The organism is Weizmannia agrestimuris, assembly GCF_943193165.1.
Lineage (GTDB): Bacteria > Bacillota > Bacilli > Bacillales > Bacillaceae_C > Weizmannia > Weizmannia faecalis.
Window position 1 is genome coordinate 15,240 of the sequence record NZ_CALPDC010000023.1, and the last position, 22,058, is coordinate 37,297.

Below are 22,058 nucleotides of genomic sequence, written 5' to 3' on the forward strand. Positions count from 1 at the left end.
CTGCCTTCCATTTTGGGGCGGGTCCGTTTCCGGGGCATTTTACATACTTTGGGTTCTTCCTTCAGATTGAGCTCGTCTACGTTAAGAAAGCGTGGAAAATTGAGGGTCTTCCTTCACATAGAGGGCGTCTACGTTAAGAAAGCGCGGAAAATTGACAGTGTTCCTTCACATAGAGGGCGTCTATGTTAAGGAAGCAGGAAAAAACGAAGGCCTTCCTTAACTTAGAGCTCGTCTATGTTAAGAAAGCAGGAAAAATTGACGGCCTTCCTTAACTTAGAGCCCGTCTATGTTAAGGAAGCACGGAAAAATGACGGCCTTCCTTAACGTAGAGGGCGTCTACGTAAGAAACCTCAGCAAGCCCTACTTAAAAAGCGCGGCTGATGTCAACCGCGCCTTTTGTTTAATGCATCCAGGCAAGAGAACCCATTGGATCCCAAGGTTTCAGGACAATCGGATCTTGTTCCCATGCTTTTTGCAAATCCTCTGGCAAATATTTTTTGTCAATGACGATTTGGTACGTATATTCATCCATCCAGGCGTCACTCATGACAAAATAACCGTCTTTGCCCACTTTTTCACCCCAACTGTTTTCCACTTTCCATCTGTCCGGTTTGCCGTCAACGAGGTTGACACCGGTCAATACCATTGCGTGCGTCATTATGCTGTCTTTATAATCGAGCCGTTCCGCTTTCGTCATGCCGAACGAAAATCCGAAAGCTTTTTCCAAATCGAAGAGGCTGGTATCCATGATGCCTTCATTCCGGTCTGAGGATGCGGCAACATCACAGCCGAACCAGACGCTGCGGTTATCCTTCAGCTGTTTTACGGCCAGCGATTTGAAGGTTTCAATATCGACATTTAAATATTTGACCGGTTTGCCGCCAACCACATTGCCCAAATACTGCACCGTATACGTTTTGCCGTATGGTTTGTCGCTTGTTGGCGCATTGATAATACTGATGTATTGGTCAAGATCAAATCCGACGTATTTCTCAAAAAATGCCTGTGGTGTGATGTTTTGCTCGCGATGGAACAGTTTGTCGGTATCGCGGAATTCAAAATCAAATGTCTTCGGCGGCTCACCGAGTGCAAAAGCAAGCAATTTGTAAATTTCTGCAAGCATGCCTTCTTTCGCCTGTCGCAATTCTTCTTCCGGCTGTCCTGCTGCGTGCATTTTTCTCAGTTTCACCGCATCTTCGCGGAGCTTGGCATTTAAAAGCGAATTGAGTTCGCGCGAGTTGCTGCTGTTATACGTTTCCGGCATAACCTGTTTTGGCACAACGCCGTATTTTTTAATAAGCGCGACGAGCATATCCCACTGCCCGCCGTCCTGCTGCGGGGTTTCAAGCAGCCAGGAAATGAGCCTTCCTTCTACAGGTTCGTCTGCGGTTTCAATCATCGTTTCCAGGAAGTAATTGGATTTTTCAAATTTGTCCCAGAAATTCGTATAGTTCTGCGAAAGCTCAAAGTCTTTCAATCTGAATTTGGCATTTAACTTATGCGTAAACGTATTTAAGGCGGCAAACATCCAGCAGCGCCCGCTTTGTTTCTGATTTGACACTTTCCCCGTTTCAATTTCGTGGGAGAATACGTGATTCATAGAAACAACAGCATCATTGTTGATTGTTGCGGCCTTCAATCCGTTTTTCATCATTGCATTTTGAATCACTTTGTTTTGCGGCAGTTCGCGGATTTGCTGGGAAAACCGCTCCGCCATTTCCCGTGTAATTTCTTTTGCCATTTAAATCTTCCTTTCCAGTAAGTTCTTTTTTATTATACGCCTTTTTCAATCAGATAAGACAATTTTGCGTTTTGGAAAAGCATGCCTTTCTGAAACGGGACACGGTTCGGTGATTTTTCCTTTGCATTTCCGCTGTGCGGTGAGGAAGGGTTTTTCGTCCGCTTCTTTCACACGTTTTTCGAAATTATGGTATGCTGTTTTACGAGAAAGACTCAAACGGGGTGATGGCAGATGAGTGAAGAAAAGGATTATGAAACAAAAGGTTATGATACAAGTATTGTTTATGATTATAAAGAAATGCCCGACGTCCATCCGGGCCGCTGTGACAATTGTGGTTACAGCCACTTCAAGTCATCGGTCAAACATGGCGTGTTTTTGCGTGAATGCCGGAGATGCGGGATGAAAAAGAGCATTTAACAGGCAAAAGCGGACTTCCTGCAAATGGGAAATCCGCTTTCTTCAATTTAGCATCCGGGGCAGTCGGAATGATTTACGCAAATTCAGCTGCATCAAAATCGCCATTCGCAGAGATAAACCGCTCCCGTCTTCCTATTTCGCAGCATGGCTGTGAGCGTTCTGTTTTCGGAAAATTCACCCAAATTCACGGACGTTTCCGTACGTCTTTAAAGAGTTGCATACACATCCGGATGGGGCCTTAGCACAAGCAGAAGCGCCTGTTCGTTCCGGTGCGTATCTTGTCTTTCAACACGCAATCCTTGCCGCCGAGTCATAAAAAATTTTGGGCAGCCCGGACCTTTATCGCTCATCTATGTAATACGGCTTTATTTGCTGAACCAAATAAAGTAACCGGCAAGCACCACGACGATAAGAAAAAGCACAATGGTACCAAAGACGACTCTTTTTGATTTCAAAATAAAACGCTCCCCTCTGCACGGACTTTCAGTTACATTCAGTTTACCCATCGAGGGGAGAATTCAAACGGCAGGGTTAGCCTTCTTTTGACATTTGCAGCGCCTTCAGAATGTTTTTCAACGAATTGCTTTTGCCGTAAAGCAGCACACCGCCGCGGTAGATGCGCGCACCTGCTATCGCCATGAACACAATCGTGACAACCATGACCGCAACGCCCGAAAGCCCGGCCCACACCGGCAAGTCGAGCATGCCCACCCGCAAAAACATCAGCATCGGTGTAAAAAACGGAATGTACGACAGAACGGTAATATAGCTGGCAGAAGGATTTCCAAGCCCGGCCATCGCAAGGAAGAACCCAATCATGACAAGAAACGTCATCGGCATCATCATCTGCTGGGCATCTTCAATCCGGCTGACAAGCGAGCCGAGAAAAGCCGCCAAAGTGGCATACAGCAAATACCCGAGCAGGAAAAACACCACAGCGTACACAATCGTTGACACCTTTATATCCGAAAATCCAAACACAGAAAAAAAGCCGCCCGTCAAGTGATTGATATTTTGTTTGATGGTCGCATAAGCTGCAACAAGAAGCACCGCCATCTGTGTCAAACCGAGCAGGGCGCCGCTGATGATTTTGGCAAACATCTGTTGCACAGGCGGGACGCTCGAAATTAAGATTTCCATTACCCGGGAAGCTTTTTCAGTCGCCACTTCCATTCCGACTGCACTGGCATAAAAAATGACCGCAAAATAAATCGCAAACAGCAAAATATAAACAAGCCCCCTCGCCTGCGCCAGTTCTGCTTCAGATTTTGCAGCCCGCTCCAGATTTACGCTCTTAAAGGATGCGGGACTGTTTAAAAGTGAAAGCTCGGCAGGCGAAAGCTTCAGTTTTCCTGCCGCCATATTGCTTTTTACAGCCTGCAGTGCCTGCTCCAAACTGTCCGTAGTCCCGGTATCGGCAAGATTCGGGGCTTTATAGACCGCTTTCGGCATGCCGGCTGCATCAAGCGATAAAACAACATACCCTTCATATTTTTCCTTTAATACTTCTTTCCGCAACGCACTTTCGCTTTTTTTGGCCTGCACAAGCCGGATATCTTTATCAACGGTTTTTAATTGCTGCTTAAGCGGCCCGTACAGCGTGTTCGTTTCATCCAGAACCGCAACCTTTTTCTGCTTGCTGCCGGCAAACATATCGATCATCCGGTTTATGTTCCCCATCAGAAGAACAGCAACGAGCAAAATAGCCGTCGTGATCACAAAGGATTTTGTTTTTAGTTTTGACATGTAGGCATGGCCGATTAAAATGCCGAACCTATTCATAGGAAGCCCCCACCTTTTCTATGAAAATATCGTTTAGAGATGGTTCTTCAAGCGCAAACTTGCGGATGAAACCTTTTCCGTTGATTTCATTCAAAATTTTTTGCGCCGCTTCCATCCGGTCAATTTGCAGCTCTGCCCCGAGCGCCGTTTTCTTAAATCGTATGACACCCGGGAAGGCACGTAAAAATGCCAGATCAAAATCAGCATGGATCACGACATTTTGTTTCCCAAATGCACGTTTGACCTCTCTCAGTTCACCATGCACAACCGGGCTGCCATGATGCATAATGCACAAATGCTCGCAAAGTTCTTCAACATGTTCCATCCGGTGGCTTGAAAACACAATGGTCGCGCCCTGATCCCGCAGTTCTGCGACCGCTGTTTTTAACGTTTCCACATTGACCGGGTCAAGGCCGCTGAAGGGCTCATCTAAAATCAGCAGCTTCGGCTTATGTAGAACAGCAGCGATAAACTGGATCTTCTGCTGGTTTCCTTTTGACAGTTCTTCCACCCGTTTATCCAAATATTCTTCGACATGAAAACGGCCAAGCCAGTATTTTAGTTCTTTCACCGCATCCTGCTTGCCCATCCCGCGCAGCCGTGCAAGATAAACAAGCTGGTCTTTTACTTTTAATTTTGGATACAGCCCGCGTTCTTCCGGCAGATACCCGATTTCTGGGCTCAATGTGTAATCCATTTTGCGCCCGTTCCAGGAGATGTTTCCTTCATTCGGCTTTAATAGACCAAGGATCATCCGGAAAGTCGTCGTTTTTCCTGCTCCGTTTGCCCCTAAAAACCCGAACAGCTCCTTTTCCGGGATCATTAACGACAAATCGTTTACCGCTGTAAACGCGCCAAATTTTTTCGTCACATGTTCCAACACCAAGGACATGATTTCCCCTCCTTTGTTCGTACTTACGCAAACCGGCAGGAAAAGTTTCAAAAGTCTGCAGGAAATTTCCCCTGATGATCCATACATTTTAAAAAAGCAGCTTTTTCAATGACTTGTTACTACCCATTTGATGGATGAGTTTTTATAAATTTTCAGTCATATAAAGAAAAATTACCGCTCATCATCATGCAAATTGGTGCCCGGGCTTGATGCAAACTGAAGTTCATTTTATATATAAGTTGAACTAATATTACTACTTCTTTATGTATAGCCAGAAGCAATGTTCAGCTGATTTTGGTGCGAAAAATTTAAGTTCATTTTTATATAGCTGGCTTTGTACATTTGCCAAACAGTGTTTTCAAAAAAAGCAGCGGGTTTTTCTATATTTTCCCGCCGCTTTTTTGAAATTAATAAGCCGTCCACCCAGCATCTGCCGTAATCACGGCACCATTTACGAAGGAAGCATCGTCTGAAGCAAGGAACAGGGCGATAGTCGCAATTTCTTCGGGTTTTCCGCTCCTCGGGTTGATTGCCGACCCGGACATTGCCCGCTCAAGCCCGAAAGCATTTGGCTCGCTCATGGTTGTGCCGATATTCGTTTCCACCCCGCCTGGCGCAATCGCATTGCAGCGGATGCCTTTCAGTGCATATTGAAAACCGACGTTTTTTGTCAACCCGATCACCGCATGTTTGGACGCCGTATAAGCGGCGCCAGCCCGCGATCCGTTCAGCCCGCCGACAGAAGCAACATTGACAATGACGCCGTTTCCTTTTTCAATAAAGATCGGGAGTGACTTCCGGATCGTGCGCATCGGCCCGGTTGTGTTGACAGCAAACACTTTTTCCCACAGGGCGTCTGTCAGATCCCCAGCCGGCACCATATTATCCATGATCCCCGCATTATTGACAAGAATATCGAGTGTTCCATACTCTTTCACGGCGGTATCAATCAAATGTTGCACATCTTCTTCGCTCGCCACATTGGCCTGGACTGCCAGAGCTTTGCCTCCTGCAGCTTCTATTTCAGCAACCGTCTGCTGCACACCTTCCAAATTGAGGTCGGATGCCACCACTTTTGCTCCTTCTTTTGCGTAAAGCGCTGCAATCGCCTTGCCCATACCAGAGGCAGCGCCTGTTACAACCGCAACTTTTCCATCCAGTTTTGCCATAATCCCCTCTCCTTTCTGAATGCGCTTTCAAGTATTCGTGAATGCGCTCACAAATATTATATCCTATCACTATTCATCTTCCAACTTTAAAGATGAACCTAAGTTGTGAAAGTTAAATAGAAGTTAAAATTGAAAAATTCCCCCAAACTTTGGGTAATATCGGGTAAGAACCAAGGTACTTCTCTTGCCTTGCAGAAAGACTAGAAGGTAGCTTCGATTAGTCTTCTTCTGCGACAGAAAAAGTATTATCAAATGAAATGACAGACACTTTTTTCCCATTTTTTTCATAGATGGTCATAGCACCTTCCCGGTCAATTTGCTTCCATCCGCACCACTGGATTTCCTTCCGATAAACATAGGGGAGCCCGTTCACTTCACTTGCTTCCCACCATTTATACATTTCTACGGACTGTTTATCCTTTACAAGCTTTGCGCTTACAGGAATAGGAAAACCAAAAAACTTTGCAGATTGCCGGAAAGCAAAGGCATAGATCCCTGCAGCCAGCAATAGCAGTAAAACAAAAGTTAACACATATTTCCGTTTCTTTATCAAAAAGACTCCCCCTGTATTAGACGAAAATTCAGAATCATATTTATTATAACTTATTCATTCTTTCCGGTCGAGAAACTCTAGGTTTCAGCTACCTCACCGTATTGTTAGGTTTTCAGATTTATTTTTTGGTAGCGCGGCACGAACAGAACAGGGACCTGGCAAAAGTTTTTGATTCAGTCTTTATGCAGGCTCCAAATAAAACTTCATCGTCTTTATGAAGAAAATATACATAAAAAAACGCCAGCCACTCCCTCGATTTATGCCGATTTAAATCGAAAAATCGGAGAAGCAGCCAGCACTCAGCTAAATTTTGTTTTATAATTTACCTGTTTCATATGCCTGTTTTCCGAGCAAAATCGCCCCTGTAATGCCGGCGTCGTTGCCAAGGCCCGGGGACGTAATATATTCGGACAGCGGTTCAGGCAGCTTGATATAACCGTTGATCAGCTCGGTCAGTTTTTTGTGTATCAGCGGGAACAATTGCTGTTGGTGCATCACGCCGCCGCCCATGATGATTTTTTTCGGCGACACAATTAGAATGTATTGCATGAGCGCCTGTGCCAGATAATCTGCCTCCATTTCCCAGACTTCCGGACGGTCCGAGAGTTCTTTTCCTTTCTGCCCCCACCGCGCTTCGATTGCCGGCCCGGCTGCGAGTCCTTCGAGGCAGTCATGATGGAAAGGGCATGCCCCTTCAAAATGATCATCCGGGTGGCGGCGCAAAAGAATATGCCCCATTTCCGGGTGCGACCATCCTTCAAGGAGATTGCCTTTTACAACGGCTCCAGCTCCGATACCGGTACCGACCGTGATGTACAGGCAGCTGTCTAGCCCTTTGGCCGCGCCAAGCACCGACTCCCCGAGCGCCGCCCCGTTCACATCTGTCGTAAAACCGGCCGGAACGCCCAATGCTTTCTCTATCGTTTGCTTAATGGGATAATTTTGCCAGGCCGTTTTCGGTGTTGTTGTAATGTATCCATATGTATCACTTTCCGGATTGACGTCAATCGGCCCAAATGAGGCAATGCCGATTGCTTTTGTCTCGAACTGTGAAAAAAACGCGATTACATCTTTCACCGTTTCTTCCGGATCGCGCGTCGGGAACTCAACCCTTTCCTGAATTTTCCCTGTTTCATCTCCCGTTGCACAAACAAATTTTGTACCGCCTGCTTCCACTCCGCCAAAAAGCATGGTGATTCCCCCTCAATAAAATTGGTTTGAATGGCCTCTCCGTTCATAATGGAGAGGTAAATATCTCTCATTCTAGTATACCGTTTTCTTCAATTGAGTTAAGTGTTTATATATCGGAACCCGCATAAAATGTGACAAATTTGTTTCTCATTTTTTTCTCATTTTTTCTTCATGACTTTTTAGTGTAAGAGGGTTATATTTTAGGTGTAGCAAGGAAAAAGCAACAAACCCTTAAGTTTCTAGATACCCCCCTTAATGTCTAGAAAAAACTCCCCTTACCAACCGGCATTGTGCCGGTTTTTTTTTCGCATTAAAGCCGGCGCAATCTTGATGCCCCGGCCCGTAAGTCTGCTTTACATCTCCTCATCGTCCTCTTCATCCCAGTCGTCTTCCAAATTTTCATCGTCCAGGTCCCAATCTTCCCAGTCCCCTGTTGTGTCCAGTTTGAACAAATCTAACAGGCGCTTGAACATTTGTGGCGTCTCCCTTCTTTTTCCTTATAGGATTTACAGGTTAAAACCAATTTATACGGTATAAGAAAAAGGCCGGGCGAAAAAATATACATAGAAGCAAACCCGGGGGTGGACGATTTGGAAACCTGGTTTTATCTCCATGTGATGAACACGTTATACTTTGTATTTTTTATGTTTGCTGTGCCGCCCGCCATCGCAGCCCTGATTTGCCGGCCCGAAATCAAAAAATATTTGGAAAAGAGGAAAGAAGGCAAGCCATGAAAAACGATGATAAAAGAATTTCTGAAGGGTTAAACGGATGGTTTGAAATGATGAATGCAAAAGGAGATAAAGGAGAAATCGCGCAGATCGTGGAAAAATACAAGGCGCGGGCTGCAGACAGCAACGATGCTGCCCGAACAAGACAAGAAGTAGAGTTTCAACAAAAATCGACAATTCTCATCAAAAACTTATTTTTCTTTCATGATCTTTTAGGAAAAAACCCGTACTATTATACCTGTAGCAAGGACAAGTTACAAAACCCTATACCAACTAGACAACCCCCCCTTTTTGTTGTCTAGCAATACCCCCTTAAAAACCGGCTTTTGCCGGTTTTTTTATTTTTTGCTACTTTGTTGTCGGCTCATTATCATACAAATGGATGACCTTGTCTTCATGTCCGCTATATAAAATAAAACGAAGGGAGCTCGTACTGGCTTATTTTATTAATCAATTGATCTCCCACATATTTGCCTACTATCTTCCAGAAAAAGGGGCTGTTGCGATCTTTATCCCGACTCTGATTTTTTCATTTTGTCTGTTAACCGGATATGCCATTGTAGGCTATATTTTTAAGATTGCTGCAAAAAAATAGTCCGGGGCACCGTTATTCGGTATCCCGGACAAGAACTTAGCGGTCTTCAATCGTTTTCGGCGATACCAGATTGCCGGTGCCGAGCATAATGCTTTCGTTTTGGACTGCGACCACCATGGCAAGTGTTTCATGCTGCTTTTCTTTATATACTTGTCCGATTTTGATTTCCATGGCGCCCCACCTCTATTACAAGTGCGTACGGCGTTTTTTCTGTTCTTGTATCACTTTATTCCGCTCACCGCCGTCTGAAAGTTCTTCGTATTGAAATTCTGTCTCATCACTTTGAGCCGCAAGCAAATCAGCGGACGCCTGATGGTTATTGGGTGCCGCTTGTTCATTCCATTTCACACGGATCGCCTCCTTTCTTTTAATATGCGTCCGCTTCCGAAAAAAATGCGCGCCGGATTGCCGTTTCCATTTTTTGTGGAAAACAGCGTCCCTGGCTTTTTGGAGGATTCTCCTCAGCATGCGGCCGGGTATTACATATTCCTGCAGCTAAATAGGGCTTGCTGAACGAATTAGAATTTGGCATTTTATGGATTTGACAGACCAAGTGGACGCACAACTCCTGTATTGTCCCCGCAGCCATGCCTAACGTCGCTGTAGCAAGGGGGGTTGATAAATGAGTCCCCAAAAATTGGATGTGGGGGTTAAAAGATGGATTTTTGAAGTTTTTAAAAACGGCTCAAAAAGATTTTATCTTATTGAGGGTGGAATACCAGAAAATGATGGACGATACCCGTTAGAAAAAGTGACATTGAAAAAATAACTGATGTGTCCCCTAAATAAACCGAATTGACAGCAAGATATTTCCTCTAATCAGGTTGCTTTTTATTTTGGCGGAATGGGGATGCGGACTCTCTTTATCTCGCCCTGAGCAAGGCGTTAAAAAGAGTCTTTATGTTTGAAGGCGTTAAAAAACAATCGTGAAATAAAAGGTGCTGCAACCAAAAAGCAGAGGAATGATTATAACGTAATCGGTCAATCTCACCTTATAAAAATGGTCATGATTTAGAAGGATTTAATGACGAGGAGCAAGAAGTATTATTTAAACGTAATACAGCTTATAAAAGCTTATCCAGTCAATTTATGAATGGTAGAGTTATATTCGAATTGGAGGAAATCCTATGGATAAAAATAATAAACCATATTCCGACCGTCGTTGGACGGATCCAATTGGAATAACAGAAGATGAGGAAATCAGCGCTATTTCCATAGGAACCAAACATTATGCATCAGAAGAAGAAAGACAAAGAGATATCGAAGAAGGTAAGAAGATTCGAAAAGAATTTTTGAAAATGCTAAAAGAACGCCATAAAAACAATAAATAGAATTTGTCGTTGGAATATTATGATCCATTCCATGGATTCCAACGACATATTAAAAACCAAAATTACTTTTAAAGAATATATATCTTTGAAGGATAGAATGATGCTGCCCAATCGGTAGAGATTTGAAAGGAATTAATGATCAGGAGGCCAAAGTATTATTTAAGAGAGTCAATTTAAAATCTTAAATCAAAAGTTTCAATCCGGTAAAATTTTGTTTGAGTTGGAGGAAATGTAAATGAGCAGCAAAAAACTATTTTCTGACAAACGATGGACAGAACCACCAGGAATGACATCCGATGGTAAATTCACTGCTATTGTAAGCGGAACTAAGCATTATGCTTCTGAAGAAGAACGACAGAAAGATATTGAAACGACAAGACTTATACGCGAAATGTTGAAAAAGAGAATGAAGGAAAACAATAAAAATTTTTAAGTAGGGCTTGCTAAATAAGCAAAATTCCTAGATTTGGCAAGGATGCAGACAGGTTCGGCAAAAAATTAATGAGAATTTTTCTTCATATAAAATGAGCTCCGTTTTTCCCATCCGGATGGATATCACATTCAAATTTAGGATCTCCCTCACGTCTTCGTTTTTCCAAATCTATCCATGCTGTAATCAGCTCTCTTCATCAAAGGTGCTTGGTTTATCCATATCAAGCGTTGCCGGATTCTGGATGTTTTTCGCATGGGCTGGTAAACTGAATTTACAGGCAGCGGGGTGTGTAAATTTTTTCCTGAATGCCATTTTTTCCGGGAAGGCGAGGCAGCCCCCATCTTGAGAAGGAGGTTTTCAACATATGGAAATTGAAAGAGGCACGATTAAAGATGTCCCGTTTGAAAGCAGGGAACTCGGGGAAACGCTCAATCTCTGGGTATACTTGCCGGCGCGTTTTTCCCCGCTTTATAAATATGCCGTATGCATATGCCAGGACGGAAAAGACTTCTTCCAGCTCGGCCGGATTGCACGTGCGGCGGATGAACTGCTTGCAAAAGGCGAAATTGAAGACTTGATTATTGTCGGGATCCCTTATGCGGATATTCCGGACAGGCGCCGGAAATACCATCCTGACGGCGAGCAACATGGCGCTTATATCCGGTTTTTGGCGCATGAACTTGTCCCTTTCCTTGACCGTGAGTTTCCGACTGCGCAAATGGCATCGGACCGAGCACTGGCGGGAGACTCACTGGCGGCAACCGTCTCGCTCATGGCGGCATTCAAGTACCCCCATACATTTGGAAAAGCCGCATTAATGTCGCCGCTCGTGAATGAAAAAGTGATGGAAGCCGCAAAACAATGTACGGATCCAAAGTTGCTGGACATTTACCATATTGCTGGAAAAGGCGAGACGGAAGTGAAAACGACTGACGGCAAGATCCAGAATTTTATCACACCGAACCGCACCCTGCATCAAGTTCTGGAAGAAAAAGGGGTCCCCGGATTTTATGACGAATTTGACGGTGATCACTCTTGGAGGTACTGGCAAAAAGATTTGCCACGTGCCCTCAAGTACCTGTTTAAAAAAGATTAATTTTCGGCAATTTTTCTGATAAAATTGTATTATAACGGCTTAATATCCAGAAAGAGGAGGCCATTTTATGAATTATGCGCTTGTTGTCTTTCCATCAAAAAAACTTCAGGACCTTGTTAACTCCTACCGGAAGCGCTATGATCCGAAATACGCGCTAATCCCGCCGCATATTACGCTAAAAGCAGCGTTCGAGGCATCCGAAGAAGAGGCGGAAGTTTTTCGCGGGCAACTGAAGGAAATTGCCAAAAAATACAACCCGTTTTTGTTGAAAGTAACAAAAGTGAAATCTTTTGAACCCGTCAGCAATACGATTTATTTTAAAGTTGAACCGACGCCTGAACTGGAAGGGCTTTTCGCAGATTTCAGGGACCGTCTGCCGGGCGGGCCGCCTCCGTACCCGTTTGTGCCGCATATTACCATCGGCCAGGAGTTGTCTAAAGAGGAACATGCCGATGTGTTCCGCCAGCTGGAAATGGTTGGCATTGACCACGAAGAAAAGGTAAACCGGTTCCATCTTTTATATCAGCTGGAAAACGGGGTTTGGACCGTTTATGAGACCTATCATCTCGGAAAGGACTAACAAATGTGGACGTAATAATTGTAGAAAATGAAGAACAACTGGAGACGGCTTTTCAAATCCGGAAAAAAGTATTTGTAGAAGAGCAGCACGTCCCGGTTGAAGAAGAAATTGACGCATTGGAACAGGACTGCACGCATTTTCTGCTGTACGATGATGAAGGGAAACCCTCAGGCGCCGGGCGTTTTCGGATGGTGGACGGGTACGGGAAAGTGGAACGCATCTGCATCCTTCCGTCCGTGCGCGGGAAAGGGGCCGGCCGGGAACTGATGCTGGCAATTGAACATTATGCCGCAGAACAAGGCGTGCAAAAATGCAAATTAAACGCACAGACACACGCGATTCCTTTTTACGAAAAACTCGGATACCGTGTTGTTTCCGGTGAATTTCTCGATGCCGGCATTCCGCATAAAGCAATGGAGAAAACGATCAAATAGCATCCGGAAACTGGGGCTGCAGAATCCGTGACAAAGCGGCGAGAAGGAGTTGTGTCTCGCCGCTTTGTCTATAGAATGGCCTTATTTTTTTGCACCAATTTTGTTTATTTTATATAATCGCTTTTTCAACCTTGCTGCTTATCTTGTGAAAAAATTCACACTTCAGCGGGAAAGATTTAAACCGAAAGATCAATATATTGCCCCAGGCCGGTGATTTTTGCGATGATCCGGCTTTTTGCCGGTTTTCTTCCCGGTTGTTCATTTGCTTTAAAATGGTATTCTGTTCCGCCCGTGACGCCGTTTTGCCGCTTAACAGGATAAGCCCTCGAAACGGCATCTGCTTTTTCCACTTCAAGCTGGCGTAAGGACATTCCGTCATAAAGCCGGTACTGGCTTGCCTGATAGTCTGGAATTGGAGCGATCAAACTCATGGCAGTCACCCCTTTAAATGATTTCTATATTCTTTTCCCTCTCTTCTTTCATTTTAAACAGAAAAATGCGGACTTGCATCTGATTTGCAAGCCCGCTTTGGTTACTTTCCGTTGTTCATCATTTTGTTGATCGTGTTAAAATCGAGCTTTTTTCCATCTTTGACAATTGATTCAACAATTTTATCTTCCAGCTCTTTCGGTACCCGTTTGTTTGCAATTTGCGAGACGCGCTGGATGATGCCACGGACGGTATTTTCATCTTTAAAATTCGCGTTCTGCAGGGAATTTGCAAGCTGGAAAATGTCATTCATATTAACGCCTGTCTTCTTTTCGATATTCTTGAAAAACTGATGATCCACCTTCGTCGCTCCTCTCTTCAAGCTGTTTTATCGTATGAAAAAAGAAGCCGGATTGACAGTACAAAAGTGGATTTTCAATTGAAAACGTGTTAGCCGGAATTTTACATTGCAAAAAAGTGCATTTTCCCGGTGCACAAGCTTGATTTACAGCCAGTGCTTTGATGAAGGACAGTTTGATGTTTCATGGCACTTGTTTTGTCTTTCATCAACCTGGTGAAGGACAGTTTGGCGTTTTTCGGCCTGGGTTTTGTCCTTCATTACCCTGATGAAGGACATTTCTGCATTTCCCGACCTGAGTTTTGTCCTTCATCACCTCGATGAAGGACATTTCGGCGTTATCCGCCCGGTGTTTTGTCTTTCATCACCTCGATGAAAGACAATTTGACTTTGCCAGGCCAGTGTTTTGTCTTTCATTACTCCGATGAAGGACAATTCGGCTTTGCCAGGCCTGGGGTTTGTCTTTCATTGAAGCTGCCAAAAGGAAAAACAAGCTGTATTTGGACCCGAAATGCCTTTTTGAACCTGCCAAAAGGACAAAACACGATGCATCCGGGCTCGAAATGTCCTTTTGAAGCCGTCAAAAGGACAAAACACGTTACGTCTGGGTCCGAAATGTCCTTTTGAACCTGCCAAAAGGACAAAACACGTTTCATCCGAGCTCGAAATGTCTTTTTGAAGCCGTCAAAAGGACAAAACACGTTACGTCTGGATCCGAAATGTCCTTTTGAAGCCGTCAAAAGGACAAAACACGATGTATCCGGGCCCGAAATGTCCTTTTGAAGCCGTCAAAAGGACAAAACATGTTGCATCCGGGCTCGAAATGTCTTTTTGAACCTGCCAAAAGGACAAAACACGCTGCTTCCGGGCCCGAAATGTCCTTTTGTAACCGCCAAAAGGACAAAACACGCTGCTTCCGGGTCCAAAATGTCTTTTTGAACCTGCCAAAAGGACAAAACACGTTTCATCCGGGCTCGAAATGTCCTTTTGAAGCCGTCAAAAGGACAAAACACGCTGTATCCAGGCTCGAAATGTCTTTTTGAAGCCGTCAAAAGGACAAAACACGTTACGTCTGGATCCGAAATGTCCTTTTGAACCTGCCGCCAAAAGCACAAAAGGAGTCACGACTGGGTCTGAAATGTCTTTTTGAAGCCGTTAAAAGGACAAAACAAAACATTACTCCGATGAAGGACAATTTGACGGTTCACTTTTGTCTATCCTGAAAAATATGCGCCAGCTGATTTTCATTCTACTGTTGGTGCGCGTTCACTGCAGCATGGGCGTCTAATTGGATCTTCCAATTAGACAAAACACGCTCGGGTTCCGGGGCTTTTGTCCAATTAGACCCGCCAATTGGACAAAGCTTTCGCCGGACAAGGGCCTTTTGTCTAATTGGATCTTCCAATTAGACAAAACACGCTCGGGTATTGGGGCTTTTGTCCAATTAGAGGCGGCTCGGTCATCGTTCCCTATGAAGAACAGTTCGCCGATTCCCGGCCTCGCATTTTGTGCCCGTTCCCCTCGTACGAGCGTTTTTTCTCCGGCTATAAAAAAAGGCGGGGAATCCTCCCCGCAACTTGTCAGCAGAAGCTTGCACCGACAATAATTAACAGAATGAACAAAACAACGATCAATACAAATGTGCTGCCGTAGCCGTAACCACCGCCGTAACCGCCATAGCCGCAGCCGCCGCCATAACCGTATCCAAACATGTTTTTCACCTCACTTCTTGTATTACACTATACAATATGTAAGGTGCAGGCATTCGGTATAGGCGTGTGTCAGGGACGGCATCATTATCCTCTTGGCTTAAAGAGGAGCGAGCCGATAAATCCGAAAATAATCGCAGCCGAAATGCCGGAAGATGTGACTTCAAACATGCCGGTCAATACCCCGACAATGCCATGCCTTTGCACTTCCTGCATGGCGCCAGTTGCAAGCGAATTGCCAAAACTTGTAATCGGAATGGTCGCCCCGGCACCGGCAAAATTTACAAGCGGTTCATAAAGGCCGAGGCCCGATAAAATCGCGCCGGCCGTAACGAGGACACTCATCGTATGCCCCGGCGATAATTTTGCGACATCAAACAGCAACTGGCCAATTACACAAATCAGCCCGCCAATCACAAAGGCCCAGAAAAACATTGCAAGCATTACGCATCCTTCCTTTCTTACAAATACTCGATGGTGCAGGATCAAACAATCCATGCCGCAACCTAAGCAAATACTCGATCGCTCAGGCTCAATCCGTGCTGCAACCCAACCATATGACCCTTTCTTCAAATATTTGATGGCATAGCCTCAAACAACTCGTGCCGCAACGCAACCCAGGCAATACCCTTTCTTACAAATATTCGATGGCGCAGGCGTGCGCGATGCACGGAATGGTTTCGCCCTGCTGATAAGACAAAGGCGACAATAGTGCGCCGGTTGCGACGAGCAAGATTTTTTGGTAACGGCCTTTTTTCATTTCGTTTAGCAAATGGCCGTACAAGACAATCGCTGAACATCCGGCCCCGCTTGCCCCGGCCTGCACGGGCTGGGACTTGTCATATACCATCAGGCCGCAATCCTGGAACTGTTCGCTGCGAATGTCAAGATTCCTCTGTTTGAAAAGATCGAGCGCGATGGAACGGCCAATTTTCGCCAAATCGCCGGTCACAATCAAATCATAGTAAGATGGATCACGGCCGGTTTCCCGGAGATGCTGTTCAATCGTATCGACCGCAGCCGGCGCCATTGCACCACCCATATTAAACGGATCGGAAATGCCAAGGTCCAGTACTTTTCCGATCGTGGCCGACGTAATCCGCGGCGCCGGCCCGTTTTCTTCCGTACCGACCACCGCGAATCCCGCTCCCGTCACTGTCCATTGTGCGGTCGGCGGTTTCTGCCCGCCGTATTCGGTCGGATAACGGAATTGCTTCTCTGTTGTTGCATTGTGGCTCGAAGCCCCGGCCAGCACTTTCTCCGCCCCACCGTGATTAACGATGAAAGCGGCAAGCGCCAGGCTTTCCATCGAAGTGGCACAGGCGCTAAAAAGGCCCAGGTAAGGAATCGCATTTGTCCTTGCCGCAAAACTTGTCGGCGTGATTTGGTTAATCAAATCACCAGCGAGAAAAAACTGAATATCGGTTTCCTTAAGGTTTCGCTTTTTCAGGGCAATGCCAACTGCTTCCTCGATCAGTTTGCGCTGGGCTTTTTCATACGAATCCTCGCCGATCCACAAATCTTCAAAAAACCGGTCGAAATCGTCTGCCATCTGCCCCTTTTTCTCAAACGGGCCCCCGACAACACCGGTTGAAAGAATGGCCGGGCGGTTCGTGAAAGTCCATGTTTGCGATTTTGCGGGCATTACGATCCCCCCCACATCATGATGACGGTCCGGATCAGGACGACAACAAACGCGGAAAACACACCAAATACAATGACGGTGCCGGCAAGTTTAAAAATATTTCCGCCGACGCCGAGCACATAGCCTTCCGTCCGATGTTCAATCGCAGCGGATACAACGGAGTTCCCGAAGCCCGTTACCGGCACCGCGCTCCCTGCACCGGCGTACTGCCCGATATGGTCATAAATGCCAAAGCCGGTCAACAGCATGGATAAAAACACCATTGTCGCGGTTGTCGGGTTGCCGGCCGTTTTTTCGGTGAAATTAAACATGTATATATAGAAGTAAGTAAGGGCCTGACCAGCCAGACAAAAACAGCCGCCTACCCAAAATGCACGGATGCAGTTTTTCAATACCGGCCTTTTCAGCTCATGCTTTTTTTCGAACTGATCATACGCTTTTTGTTCGGGTGTTTTGTTTTGATTTTTGTTTGCCATTATCTCAGCCCTTTTCCTATGTTAATTCCTGTTTCAGCTTGATGATGTCTTTGAAACGTTTTTTTGCCTTGCCGGCTGAAATTTTGTGCTCGTCCATATCTTCCTTGAGGCGGACGGTTTCCAGGAAAATTTTATAGTCGCTGGAAGTAATAAATTTGCGTCCGGGGTAGCGTTTCTTTAAAAAGGCGTTGAGCTGTTTTTCGATTTTCTTCATTTTAAAACGGTGCAGATGCCTGACTTTGTAGGCAACCAATGTTTCTTTTGGCCCTTCAATGATGGCCACATCGTAAATGCTGTCAAAGCCAAGGACATCTTTTTTCAATTGTCCTGAAACGGCCTTATTCCCGGTGTTCGTGAGTCTCACCGGCGACGGTTGTGTTTTTTTCACAAGGGCCATTTTGCTGTCCTTGTGTTCCGGCCCGTTAAAACCGCAGCCGGTGAGCAAACATACTGAAGCTAAAACATACATGATTTTTTTCATACTCATCCCTCTGCGCTTTCAACTTTTACCTCTCTATTTTTCGCGCAAGCGCAGATTTTATAATTAGAAATTCTTGCCGCATCCTGGAAAAAAGGGAAAACAAAAGCGGAAGTGCAATCCTGCCTTCCGCTTTTGTTTTATCGCGTTTTTTTGCCGCCGCAGCCGCATCCGCCTTTTTTGACTTTTTTCTGATTGTTTGTATACGCCGGGACGGATGAAGGGGTGACCGGAATTTTGATGCGTGGTTTGCCCATAATCTTACCATCCTTTCCTCAGGATTCGCGCTTCCTTTTTTATCGTATGCAGCATTTTCACGGTTGTTCACTTCATTCGTCCATGATCCGCAAAAGAACGGTTTCGAGGATACTCGCCAGGCCGGCAATTGCAAGGATCATGACAATAGGCGACCCGATTTGCGGAAAAAGCATCCAACTCCCGTACAGGATGGCCGCGGACCAGACACCGGTGCACCAGTGGCAACTTAATAATTCGCCAATCCACTTTCTGATCCCTGTTCCTTTGATTTCAATATATTCCTCGATTGTTCCATCAGGCGCCATTTCGGTTATTTCTTTATGAAAAGGTTTTCGTAAAAAGGCCGTAATTTTATCATAAACCAACAAGCGCGTCAGTCTGAAACTGGCCAGTGCAAGCAGAACGAAATCAAGCCAATAGGAAACCATTTCCTGCCTCCTTCCCCGGGTACAAAATTCCCTATGCAAGTTGTTTGCCTATTTTTGCAAAAACGCGGGGACATTCGTAACAAAAAAAGCACCGAGACAATATTCTATAGTGTACTGAAACTAAACCATTGAAGGAGTTGAAAAATGAATGAGCAGTAAATCCCATGAATATTCCCGTACTTGCGTTTGTGATGTCGTACATTTCATCAACGATTTGCAGGATGCTGCGGTAGAAGACAGCAGCTGCCCGACCAACTGCTTGAATCCCGTGCTCGGTGCCAACAGGGAAAAACATTCACATGTCAACACACGTCCATTCATTCTATATACAAAAGACGGTTGTGCTTTTGAACCATTTTACAAAAATCACCACTTTGACAGCTGCGACGACTTCTGCGAAAAATCGAAATTTTTAAGAGTTGAAAATGTGGAAGGGTGCTGCGCTGTTGTACGGGTTTTAAAATGCGTCTGCGAACATCACGACGGCCATTCACGGGTCCATTTCGAAGCAACCGATACATGCATCACACTTGATTTAACCGACTTCATTGCCATTCAATGCCTCGAAGACACTTTTGTCAATTTGTAATGTATGAAAGTCGATAAGTTGCCGCTTATCGACTTTTTTCCGTGGCTTTACTGAACCAGTAATTTAATGTCCGTGATCTCGTCCAGATTGATCCAGGCCATTTCCATTGAAGAAAAAGGCATGACGGACAATTGGTCTTCCATCCGTTCAAGGATCACGGCACGATAGGCGATGCTGTTCGTTTGAATCATGACGGGGATTTCCGGTAGAAAACCTGGCTTATGAATTAAATAGTCAATTTTTTCATGGACCGTCATTTCTTTGAACCGTTTTCTCGATGGCGGTTGAATGGTTTCTTGTTCCGGCCAGGTGTCGGCTTTGTCAGCGCCGTCCGTTTCCAAATCCGTCTCCGCTTCCACCGCTCCGGCGGGTTCCGCAACATGTTGCTGCCCCATGGCATTTGCCGATTCCTCATGTTCCGCAGGATCTGCCGTTTTTGTCTTGGATGAAACGTTTACGACTCCCCCGCGTTCTGCAGCTCCTTCTGTTTTTTCCTGTTCTGCCGCTTTATTTGGTTTGGGCTGTTCCGGTTCTGTTTTTTTCTCGTGTGCGGCTGCATTGTTTTTTTCTTCGGCATGCCCTGTATCGCCGCCGGCAGGCATTGGTTCCACGATCGTTCCATGGCCGGCATGTTCAGGTTTTTCGCTCACCACATTTCTGTACACTTTCTGCATCTTGATCGCGAGCGGAACATTTTTCGGCTGGATAATATAAAGAAGCGGTTTTTGGCTGCTGTACTGGCTCTCCTCCATGTTTCCAAAATCCCTCCTCCTGATTTCTGGCTCGCTTTATAACTATGCATGAAAATAAGAAATGTGCCTAGAGCTTGAATCTCCCAATCATTTGCTATTTCTGCCTTATCGTATGTTTTGGGGACAAGGAACGGAACCGCGGTTTCCACAGCATATTGGCACAAATGGATAAAGCAGGGAAAAATGTGCTTTTATACGCTACCATCCGTCTATTCCAAAAATATGCGAATGAGTAGAATATAGTAACAAAACGAAGGGAGGCATTTAAATGTCTTATTACGACTCAAACGACAGCTGCTATGATGATCATCGCCGCCACAAACGGCAAGACGAGGAAGAACGGGGGCTTCTGTCGGAATTCGATGTGGATCAATCGCCGTCCGTACCTGTATCCGTGACAGGCGTCTTTAACATGGCAAACGCCATTGCGGAAGTAGATGTAAAAGTGGATGATTATGATGACCGTGTTTCATTGCTCGCAACTGTCGAATGGTCGCCAGCAGACCTGCCACTCGGTGTAACACTTGCAGCCTTAATTGGGGCAATTACAGGAGCAGGACCAGGGATCGTCATTCCGTTAACCATTCCGGCAGTCTTTAGAATTTGGAGAAGAAATTCTTCCGGTACGACACTCATTTCCCAAAAACGGGATGAAAGCGGAATTTCCGGCATTGGCATTCTTACAGCCGGCGGACTCGTTACAGTACTCTTTGAAAACGTGACAACGACGGTTCACGCCGTAGATACCGATCCGTCCAAAGGGAAAAACGAATACTTCTTAACCATTGAACTCGGTAATTTCGCTCCAGATACAACGATTCCGGGGGTTGCACCTACCCTGCTTGGAACCATTACACTGACGCCTCAAAATGTTGTCAGCTACACATTCTCTGCTGCAGAAATTGAAGATAACGACCATTATCACCATGACAGCAAAAAAGGCCATAAAAAAGATTACAGGGACTGATGCGATGTCAAAAAAGCCAGGAAGGTTTCACCTCCTGGCTTTTTTTATTTGCGCTTTTGGACAAGCCGTTGCATTTTATGATAGCCGGCATTCGGAAGGACCAGTTTTCGAATCGTCCGTAATTGTCGGTTAGCCCATAATATGATAGCCGGCATCCACATGAATGTTTTCGCCTGTAACAGCGCGCGACAGGTCACTAAAAAGAAACAACGCGGTATCGCCGACTTCGCGTGTATCCACACCGCGGTGAAGCGGCGCCCTTTCTTCCATCACTTTCAAAATGCTGTTGAAGTCGCTGACACCTTTTGCCGACAAGGTGCGAATCGGGCCGGCCGAGATCGAGTTGACGCGGATATTGAGCTTTCCTAGGTCATAGGCCAAATAGCGGACGCTTGCATCGAGGGAAGCTTTCGCAACGCCCATTACATTGTAATTTTCCATGACGCGTTCGCCGCCGAGGTAGGTCAGGGTAACAATGCTGCCCCCGTTAGGCATGAGTTCCAGCTCTTTCACCGCTTTGGCAACGGCCGATAGCGAATAGGAACTGATATTATGGGCCAGTAAAAACCCTTCACGCGTCACGTTTGTGTAGTCGCCTTTTAATTCTTCTCTGCGGGCAAACGCAACACAGTGGGCAATACCGTCGATCGTGCCAGCTTCCTTTTTGATCGTTTGAAAGCATGACTGAATCTGCTCGTCGCTTTCCACGTCGCATTGAAGGATCAGATAGTCCTTTCGATTCAGCGTTTCAGCAAGTTCGTGGATGCTTTTTTCATTCCGGTCGAGCGCATAGGTAAAAATAATCCTTGCGCCTGCTGCATCAAGCGATTGGGCAATTCCCCAGGCAATACTGCGCTTATTTGCAACACCCATCACAACAAATGTTTTATTTTCCAAAGATAACTGCATCGTGTTAACTCCTTTATTTACAATTTATATACGATTTTTAGTACCTGATACCAATTCTACATGAACTTTCCGGGTTTGAAAAGCACCTGTGTTTTATTTGTTGCAGGATAATCGT

The 22,058-nt window shown here is 45.5% G+C and carries 30 protein-coding genes; 11 read left to right on the forward strand and 19 right to left on the reverse strand.

Annotated features, from left to right (window positions below):
• Positions 1-400: 400 nt before the first annotated feature.
• Complete coding sequence (locus tag NFR98_RS09800; protein WP_026684070.1) at positions 401-1,741, reverse strand: C1 family peptidase; 1,341 nt, start codon at positions 1,739-1,741, stop codon at positions 401-403.
• A 231-nt stretch (positions 1,742-1,972) separates the two neighbouring features.
• On the opposite strand from NFR98_RS09800, the gene NFR98_RS09805 reads away from it, so the two are divergent.
• On the forward strand, positions 1,973-2,158 hold the full coding sequence (locus NFR98_RS09805) for a DUF8096 family protein (RefSeq protein WP_013858831.1): 186 nt from the start codon (positions 1,973-1,975) through the stop codon (positions 2,156-2,158).
• Between the two features lie 365 nt (positions 2,159-2,523).
• On the opposite strand, the gene NFR98_RS15825 is transcribed toward NFR98_RS09805, so the two are convergent.
• The 6 genes from NFR98_RS15825 to NFR98_RS09830 all read right to left on the reverse strand — a co-directional run bounded on the left by NFR98_RS15825 (position 2,524) and on the right by NFR98_RS09830 (position 7,745).
• Positions 2,524-2,613, reverse strand: a complete 90-nt coding sequence (locus tag NFR98_RS15825; RefSeq protein WP_017554202.1) for an archaellin/type IV pilin N-terminal domain-containing protein — start codon at positions 2,611-2,613, stop codon at positions 2,524-2,526.
• 76 nt (positions 2,614-2,689) lie between these two features.
• Complete coding sequence (locus NFR98_RS09810; RefSeq protein ID WP_026684069.1) at positions 2,690-3,940, reverse strand: ABC transporter permease; 1,251 nt, start codon at positions 3,938-3,940, stop codon at positions 2,690-2,692.
• Entirely contained in the window at positions 3,933-4,832 is a 900-nt protein-coding gene (locus tag NFR98_RS09815; RefSeq protein ID WP_026684068.1) for an ABC transporter ATP-binding protein, read from the reverse strand. Before NFR98_RS09815 ends, NFR98_RS09810 begins: the two co-directional genes overlap by 8 nt.
• A 407-nt stretch (positions 4,833-5,239) precedes the next feature.
• Entirely contained in the window at positions 5,240-6,001 is a 762-nt protein-coding gene (locus NFR98_RS09820; protein ID WP_026684067.1) for an SDR family oxidoreductase, read from the reverse strand.
• 217 nt (positions 6,002-6,218) lie between these two features.
• A complete protein-coding gene (locus tag NFR98_RS09825; protein WP_026684066.1) occupies positions 6,219-6,554 on the reverse strand; it encodes a hypothetical protein in 336 nt (111 codons plus the stop codon).
• A 315-nt stretch (positions 6,555-6,869) separates the two neighbouring features.
• Positions 6,870-7,745 (reverse strand): ROK family protein, encoded by an 876-nt coding sequence (locus NFR98_RS09830; protein WP_014095690.1) that lies wholly within the window; start codon positions 7,743-7,745, stop codon positions 6,870-6,872.
• Positions 7,746-8,335: 590 nt separating this feature from the next.
• Between NFR98_RS09830 and NFR98_RS09835 the strand changes: the two genes are divergently transcribed.
• Positions 8,336-8,479: a hypothetical protein gene (locus tag NFR98_RS09835; protein ID WP_164931346.1), complete on the forward strand. Its 144-nt coding sequence runs from the start codon at positions 8,336-8,338 to the stop codon at positions 8,477-8,479.
• Entirely contained in the window at positions 8,476-8,778 is a 303-nt protein-coding gene (locus NFR98_RS09840) for a hypothetical protein (protein WP_251460044.1), read from the forward strand. Before NFR98_RS09835 ends, NFR98_RS09840 begins: the two co-directional genes overlap by 4 nt.
• A 329-nt stretch (positions 8,779-9,107) precedes the next feature.
• Here the strand turns inward: NFR98_RS09840 and NFR98_RS15765 are convergent, their stop codons facing one another.
• Positions 9,108-9,242 (reverse strand): hypothetical protein, encoded by a 135-nt coding sequence (locus tag NFR98_RS15765; RefSeq protein WP_014095693.1) that lies wholly within the window; start codon positions 9,240-9,242, stop codon positions 9,108-9,110.
• Positions 9,243-9,257: 15 nt separating this feature from the next.
• Positions 9,258-9,419, reverse strand: a complete 162-nt coding sequence (locus NFR98_RS09845) for a hypothetical protein (RefSeq protein ID WP_225620978.1) — start codon at positions 9,417-9,419, stop codon at positions 9,258-9,260.
• Between the two features lie 274 nt (positions 9,420-9,693).
• Between NFR98_RS09845 and NFR98_RS09850 the strand changes: the two genes are divergently transcribed.
• The 6 genes from NFR98_RS09850 (at position 9,694) to NFR98_RS09875 (ending at position 12,945) form a co-directional block, all read left to right on the forward strand.
• Positions 9,694-9,840 (forward strand): hypothetical protein, encoded by a 147-nt coding sequence (locus NFR98_RS09850; protein ID WP_155641221.1) that lies wholly within the window; start codon positions 9,694-9,696, stop codon positions 9,838-9,840.
• Positions 9,841-10,198: 358 nt separating this feature from the next.
• A complete protein-coding gene (locus tag NFR98_RS09855) occupies positions 10,199-10,402 on the forward strand; it encodes a hypothetical protein (protein WP_251460040.1) in 204 nt (67 codons plus the stop codon).
• 235 nt (positions 10,403-10,637) lie between these two features.
• Positions 10,638-10,835, forward strand: coding sequence for a hypothetical protein (locus NFR98_RS09860; RefSeq protein WP_014095696.1), 198 nt, complete (start codon positions 10,638-10,640; stop codon positions 10,833-10,835).
• A 364-nt stretch (positions 10,836-11,199) separates the two neighbouring features.
• Positions 11,200-11,931, forward strand: coding sequence for an alpha/beta hydrolase (locus NFR98_RS09865; RefSeq protein WP_014095697.1), 732 nt, complete (start codon positions 11,200-11,202; stop codon positions 11,929-11,931).
• A 67-nt stretch (positions 11,932-11,998) separates the two neighbouring features.
• Complete coding sequence (locus NFR98_RS09870; RefSeq protein WP_014095698.1) at positions 11,999-12,511, forward strand: 2'-5' RNA ligase family protein; 513 nt, start codon at positions 11,999-12,001, stop codon at positions 12,509-12,511.
• A gap of 5 nt (positions 12,512-12,516) precedes the next feature.
• Positions 12,517-12,945, forward strand: a complete 429-nt coding sequence (locus tag NFR98_RS09875; RefSeq protein WP_014095699.1) for a GNAT family N-acetyltransferase — start codon at positions 12,517-12,519, stop codon at positions 12,943-12,945.
• Positions 12,946-13,121: 176 nt separating this feature from the next.
• On the opposite strand, the gene NFR98_RS09880 is transcribed toward NFR98_RS09875, so the two are convergent.
• From NFR98_RS09880 to NFR98_RS09915, 8 genes are all read right to left on the reverse strand, one after another.
• On the reverse strand, positions 13,122-13,376 hold the full coding sequence (locus NFR98_RS09880; protein ID WP_014095700.1) for a hypothetical protein: 255 nt from the start codon (positions 13,374-13,376) through the stop codon (positions 13,122-13,124).
• Positions 13,377-13,477: 101 nt separating this feature from the next.
• Positions 13,478-13,735, reverse strand: a complete 258-nt coding sequence (gene spoVIF, locus NFR98_RS09885; protein WP_014095701.1) for a sporulation-specific transcription regulator SpoVIF — start codon at positions 13,733-13,735, stop codon at positions 13,478-13,480.
• A 1,577-nt stretch (positions 13,736-15,312) separates the two neighbouring features.
• A complete protein-coding gene (locus NFR98_RS09890; RefSeq protein ID WP_017551778.1) occupies positions 15,313-15,444 on the reverse strand; it encodes a YjcZ family sporulation protein in 132 nt (43 codons plus the stop codon).
• Positions 15,445-15,528: 84 nt separating this feature from the next.
• A complete protein-coding gene (gene spoVAE / locus NFR98_RS09895; RefSeq protein WP_014095703.1) occupies positions 15,529-15,885 on the reverse strand; it encodes a stage V sporulation protein AE in 357 nt (118 codons plus the stop codon).
• Between the two features lie 190 nt (positions 15,886-16,075).
• On the reverse strand, positions 16,076-17,086 hold the full coding sequence (gene spoVAD / locus NFR98_RS09900) for a stage V sporulation protein AD (RefSeq protein ID WP_014095704.1): 1,011 nt from the start codon (positions 17,084-17,086) through the stop codon (positions 16,076-16,078).
• Positions 17,086-17,562, reverse strand: coding sequence for a stage V sporulation protein AC (gene spoVAC / locus NFR98_RS09905; protein WP_014095705.1), 477 nt, complete (start codon positions 17,560-17,562; stop codon positions 17,086-17,088). The genes spoVAD and spoVAC overlap by 1 nt, the downstream gene beginning before the upstream one ends.
• Positions 17,563-17,578: 16 nt before the next feature.
• A complete protein-coding gene (locus NFR98_RS09910; protein ID WP_014095706.1) occupies positions 17,579-18,043 on the reverse strand; it encodes a sporulation protein in 465 nt (154 codons plus the stop codon).
• Between the two features lie 326 nt (positions 18,044-18,369).
• Positions 18,370-18,726, reverse strand: a complete 357-nt coding sequence (locus tag NFR98_RS09915; RefSeq protein ID WP_014095708.1) for a DUF1360 domain-containing protein — start codon at positions 18,724-18,726, stop codon at positions 18,370-18,372.
• Between the two features lie 148 nt (positions 18,727-18,874).
• Here NFR98_RS09915 and NFR98_RS09920 point away from each other — a divergent pair, with 148 nt between their 5' ends.
• Complete coding sequence (locus tag NFR98_RS09920; RefSeq protein WP_014095709.1) at positions 18,875-19,315, forward strand: CotY/CotZ family spore coat protein; 441 nt, start codon at positions 18,875-18,877, stop codon at positions 19,313-19,315.
• Between the two features lie 47 nt (positions 19,316-19,362).
• Here NFR98_RS09920 and NFR98_RS09925 read toward each other — a convergent pair whose 3' ends face one another.
• Complete coding sequence (locus NFR98_RS09925) at positions 19,363-20,067, reverse strand: spore coat CotO family protein (RefSeq protein WP_251460042.1); 705 nt, start codon at positions 20,065-20,067, stop codon at positions 19,363-19,365.
• Between the two features lie 268 nt (positions 20,068-20,335).
• On the opposite strand from NFR98_RS09925, the gene NFR98_RS09930 reads away from it, so the two are divergent.
• Positions 20,336-21,034, forward strand: coding sequence for a hypothetical protein (locus tag NFR98_RS09930; RefSeq protein ID WP_061577773.1), 699 nt, complete (start codon positions 20,336-20,338; stop codon positions 21,032-21,034).
• A 129-nt stretch (positions 21,035-21,163) separates the two neighbouring features.
• Here NFR98_RS09930 and fabI read toward each other — a convergent pair whose 3' ends face one another.
• A complete protein-coding gene (fabI, locus tag NFR98_RS09935; protein WP_035182031.1) occupies positions 21,164-21,943 on the reverse strand; it encodes an enoyl-ACP reductase FabI in 780 nt (259 codons plus the stop codon).
• Between the last annotated feature and the right edge of the window lie 115 nt (positions 21,944-22,058).

Excerpts from the sequence above, each read along its gene's own strand:
- spoVAC (WP_014095705.1), bottom strand. The coding sequence starts at position 17,562 with ATGGCAAACAAAAATCAAAACAAAACACCCGAACAAAAAGCGTATGAT.
- NFR98_RS09850 (WP_155641221.1), top strand. The coding sequence starts at position 9,694 with ATGAGTCCCCAAAAATTGGATGTGGGGGTTAAAAGATGGATTTTTGAA.
- NFR98_RS09860 (WP_014095696.1), top strand. The coding sequence starts at position 10,638 with ATGAGCAGCAAAAAACTATTTTCTGACAAACGATGGACAGAACCACCA.
- NFR98_RS09830 (WP_014095690.1), bottom strand. The coding sequence starts at position 7,745 with ATGCTTTTTGGCGGAGTGGAAGCAGGCGGTACAAAATTTGTTTGTGCA.
- NFR98_RS09820 (WP_026684067.1), bottom strand. The coding sequence starts at position 6,001 with ATGGCAAAACTGGATGGAAAAGTTGCGGTTGTAACAGGCGCTGCCTCT.
- NFR98_RS09925 (WP_251460042.1), bottom strand. The coding sequence starts at position 20,067 with ATGGAGGAGAGCCAGTACAGCAGCCAAAAACCGCTTCTTTATATTATC.
- spoVAD (WP_014095704.1), bottom strand. The coding sequence starts at position 17,086 with ATGCCCGCAAAATCGCAAACATGGACTTTCACGAACCGCCCGGCCATT.
- NFR98_RS09800 (WP_026684070.1), bottom strand. The coding sequence starts at position 1,741 with ATGGCAAAAGAAATTACACGGGAAATGGCGGAGCGGTTTTCCCAGCAA.
- NFR98_RS09915 (WP_014095708.1), bottom strand. The coding sequence starts at position 18,726 with ATGGTTTCCTATTGGCTTGATTTCGTTCTGCTTGCACTGGCCAGTTTC.
- NFR98_RS09855 (WP_251460040.1), top strand. The coding sequence starts at position 10,199 with ATGGATAAAAATAATAAACCATATTCCGACCGTCGTTGGACGGATCCA.
- NFR98_RS09865 (WP_014095697.1), top strand. The coding sequence starts at position 11,200 with ATGGAAATTGAAAGAGGCACGATTAAAGATGTCCCGTTTGAAAGCAGG.
- NFR98_RS09840 (WP_251460044.1), top strand. The coding sequence starts at position 8,476 with ATGAAAAACGATGATAAAAGAATTTCTGAAGGGTTAAACGGATGGTTT.
- NFR98_RS09810 (WP_026684069.1), bottom strand. The coding sequence starts at position 3,940 with ATGAATAGGTTCGGCATTTTAATCGGCCATGCCTACATGTCAAAACTA.
- NFR98_RS09880 (WP_014095700.1), bottom strand. The coding sequence starts at position 13,376 with ATGAGTTTGATCGCTCCAATTCCAGACTATCAGGCAAGCCAGTACCGG.
- NFR98_RS09910 (WP_014095706.1), bottom strand. The coding sequence starts at position 18,043 with ATGAAAAAAATCATGTATGTTTTAGCTTCAGTATGTTTGCTCACCGGC.
- NFR98_RS09805 (WP_013858831.1), top strand. The coding sequence starts at position 1,973 with ATGAGTGAAGAAAAGGATTATGAAACAAAAGGTTATGATACAAGTATT.
- NFR98_RS09920 (WP_014095709.1), top strand. The coding sequence starts at position 18,875 with ATGAGCAGTAAATCCCATGAATATTCCCGTACTTGCGTTTGTGATGTC.
- NFR98_RS09815 (WP_026684068.1), bottom strand. The coding sequence starts at position 4,832 with ATGTCCTTGGTGTTGGAACATGTGACGAAAAAATTTGGCGCGTTTACA.
- NFR98_RS09930 (WP_061577773.1), top strand. The coding sequence starts at position 20,336 with ATGTCTTATTACGACTCAAACGACAGCTGCTATGATGATCATCGCCGC.
- spoVAE (WP_014095703.1), bottom strand. The coding sequence starts at position 15,885 with ATGCTTGCAATGTTTTTCTGGGCCTTTGTGATTGGCGGGCTGATTTGT.
- NFR98_RS15765 (WP_014095693.1), bottom strand. The coding sequence starts at position 9,242 with ATGGAAATCAAAATCGGACAAGTATATAAAGAAAAGCAGCATGAAACA.
- fabI (WP_035182031.1), bottom strand. The coding sequence starts at position 21,943 with ATGCAGTTATCTTTGGAAAATAAAACATTTGTTGTGATGGGTGTTGCA.
- NFR98_RS09870 (WP_014095698.1), top strand. The coding sequence starts at position 11,999 with ATGAATTATGCGCTTGTTGTCTTTCCATCAAAAAAACTTCAGGACCTT.
- NFR98_RS09890 (WP_017551778.1), bottom strand. The coding sequence starts at position 15,444 with ATGTTTGGATACGGTTATGGCGGCGGCTGCGGCTATGGCGGTTACGGC.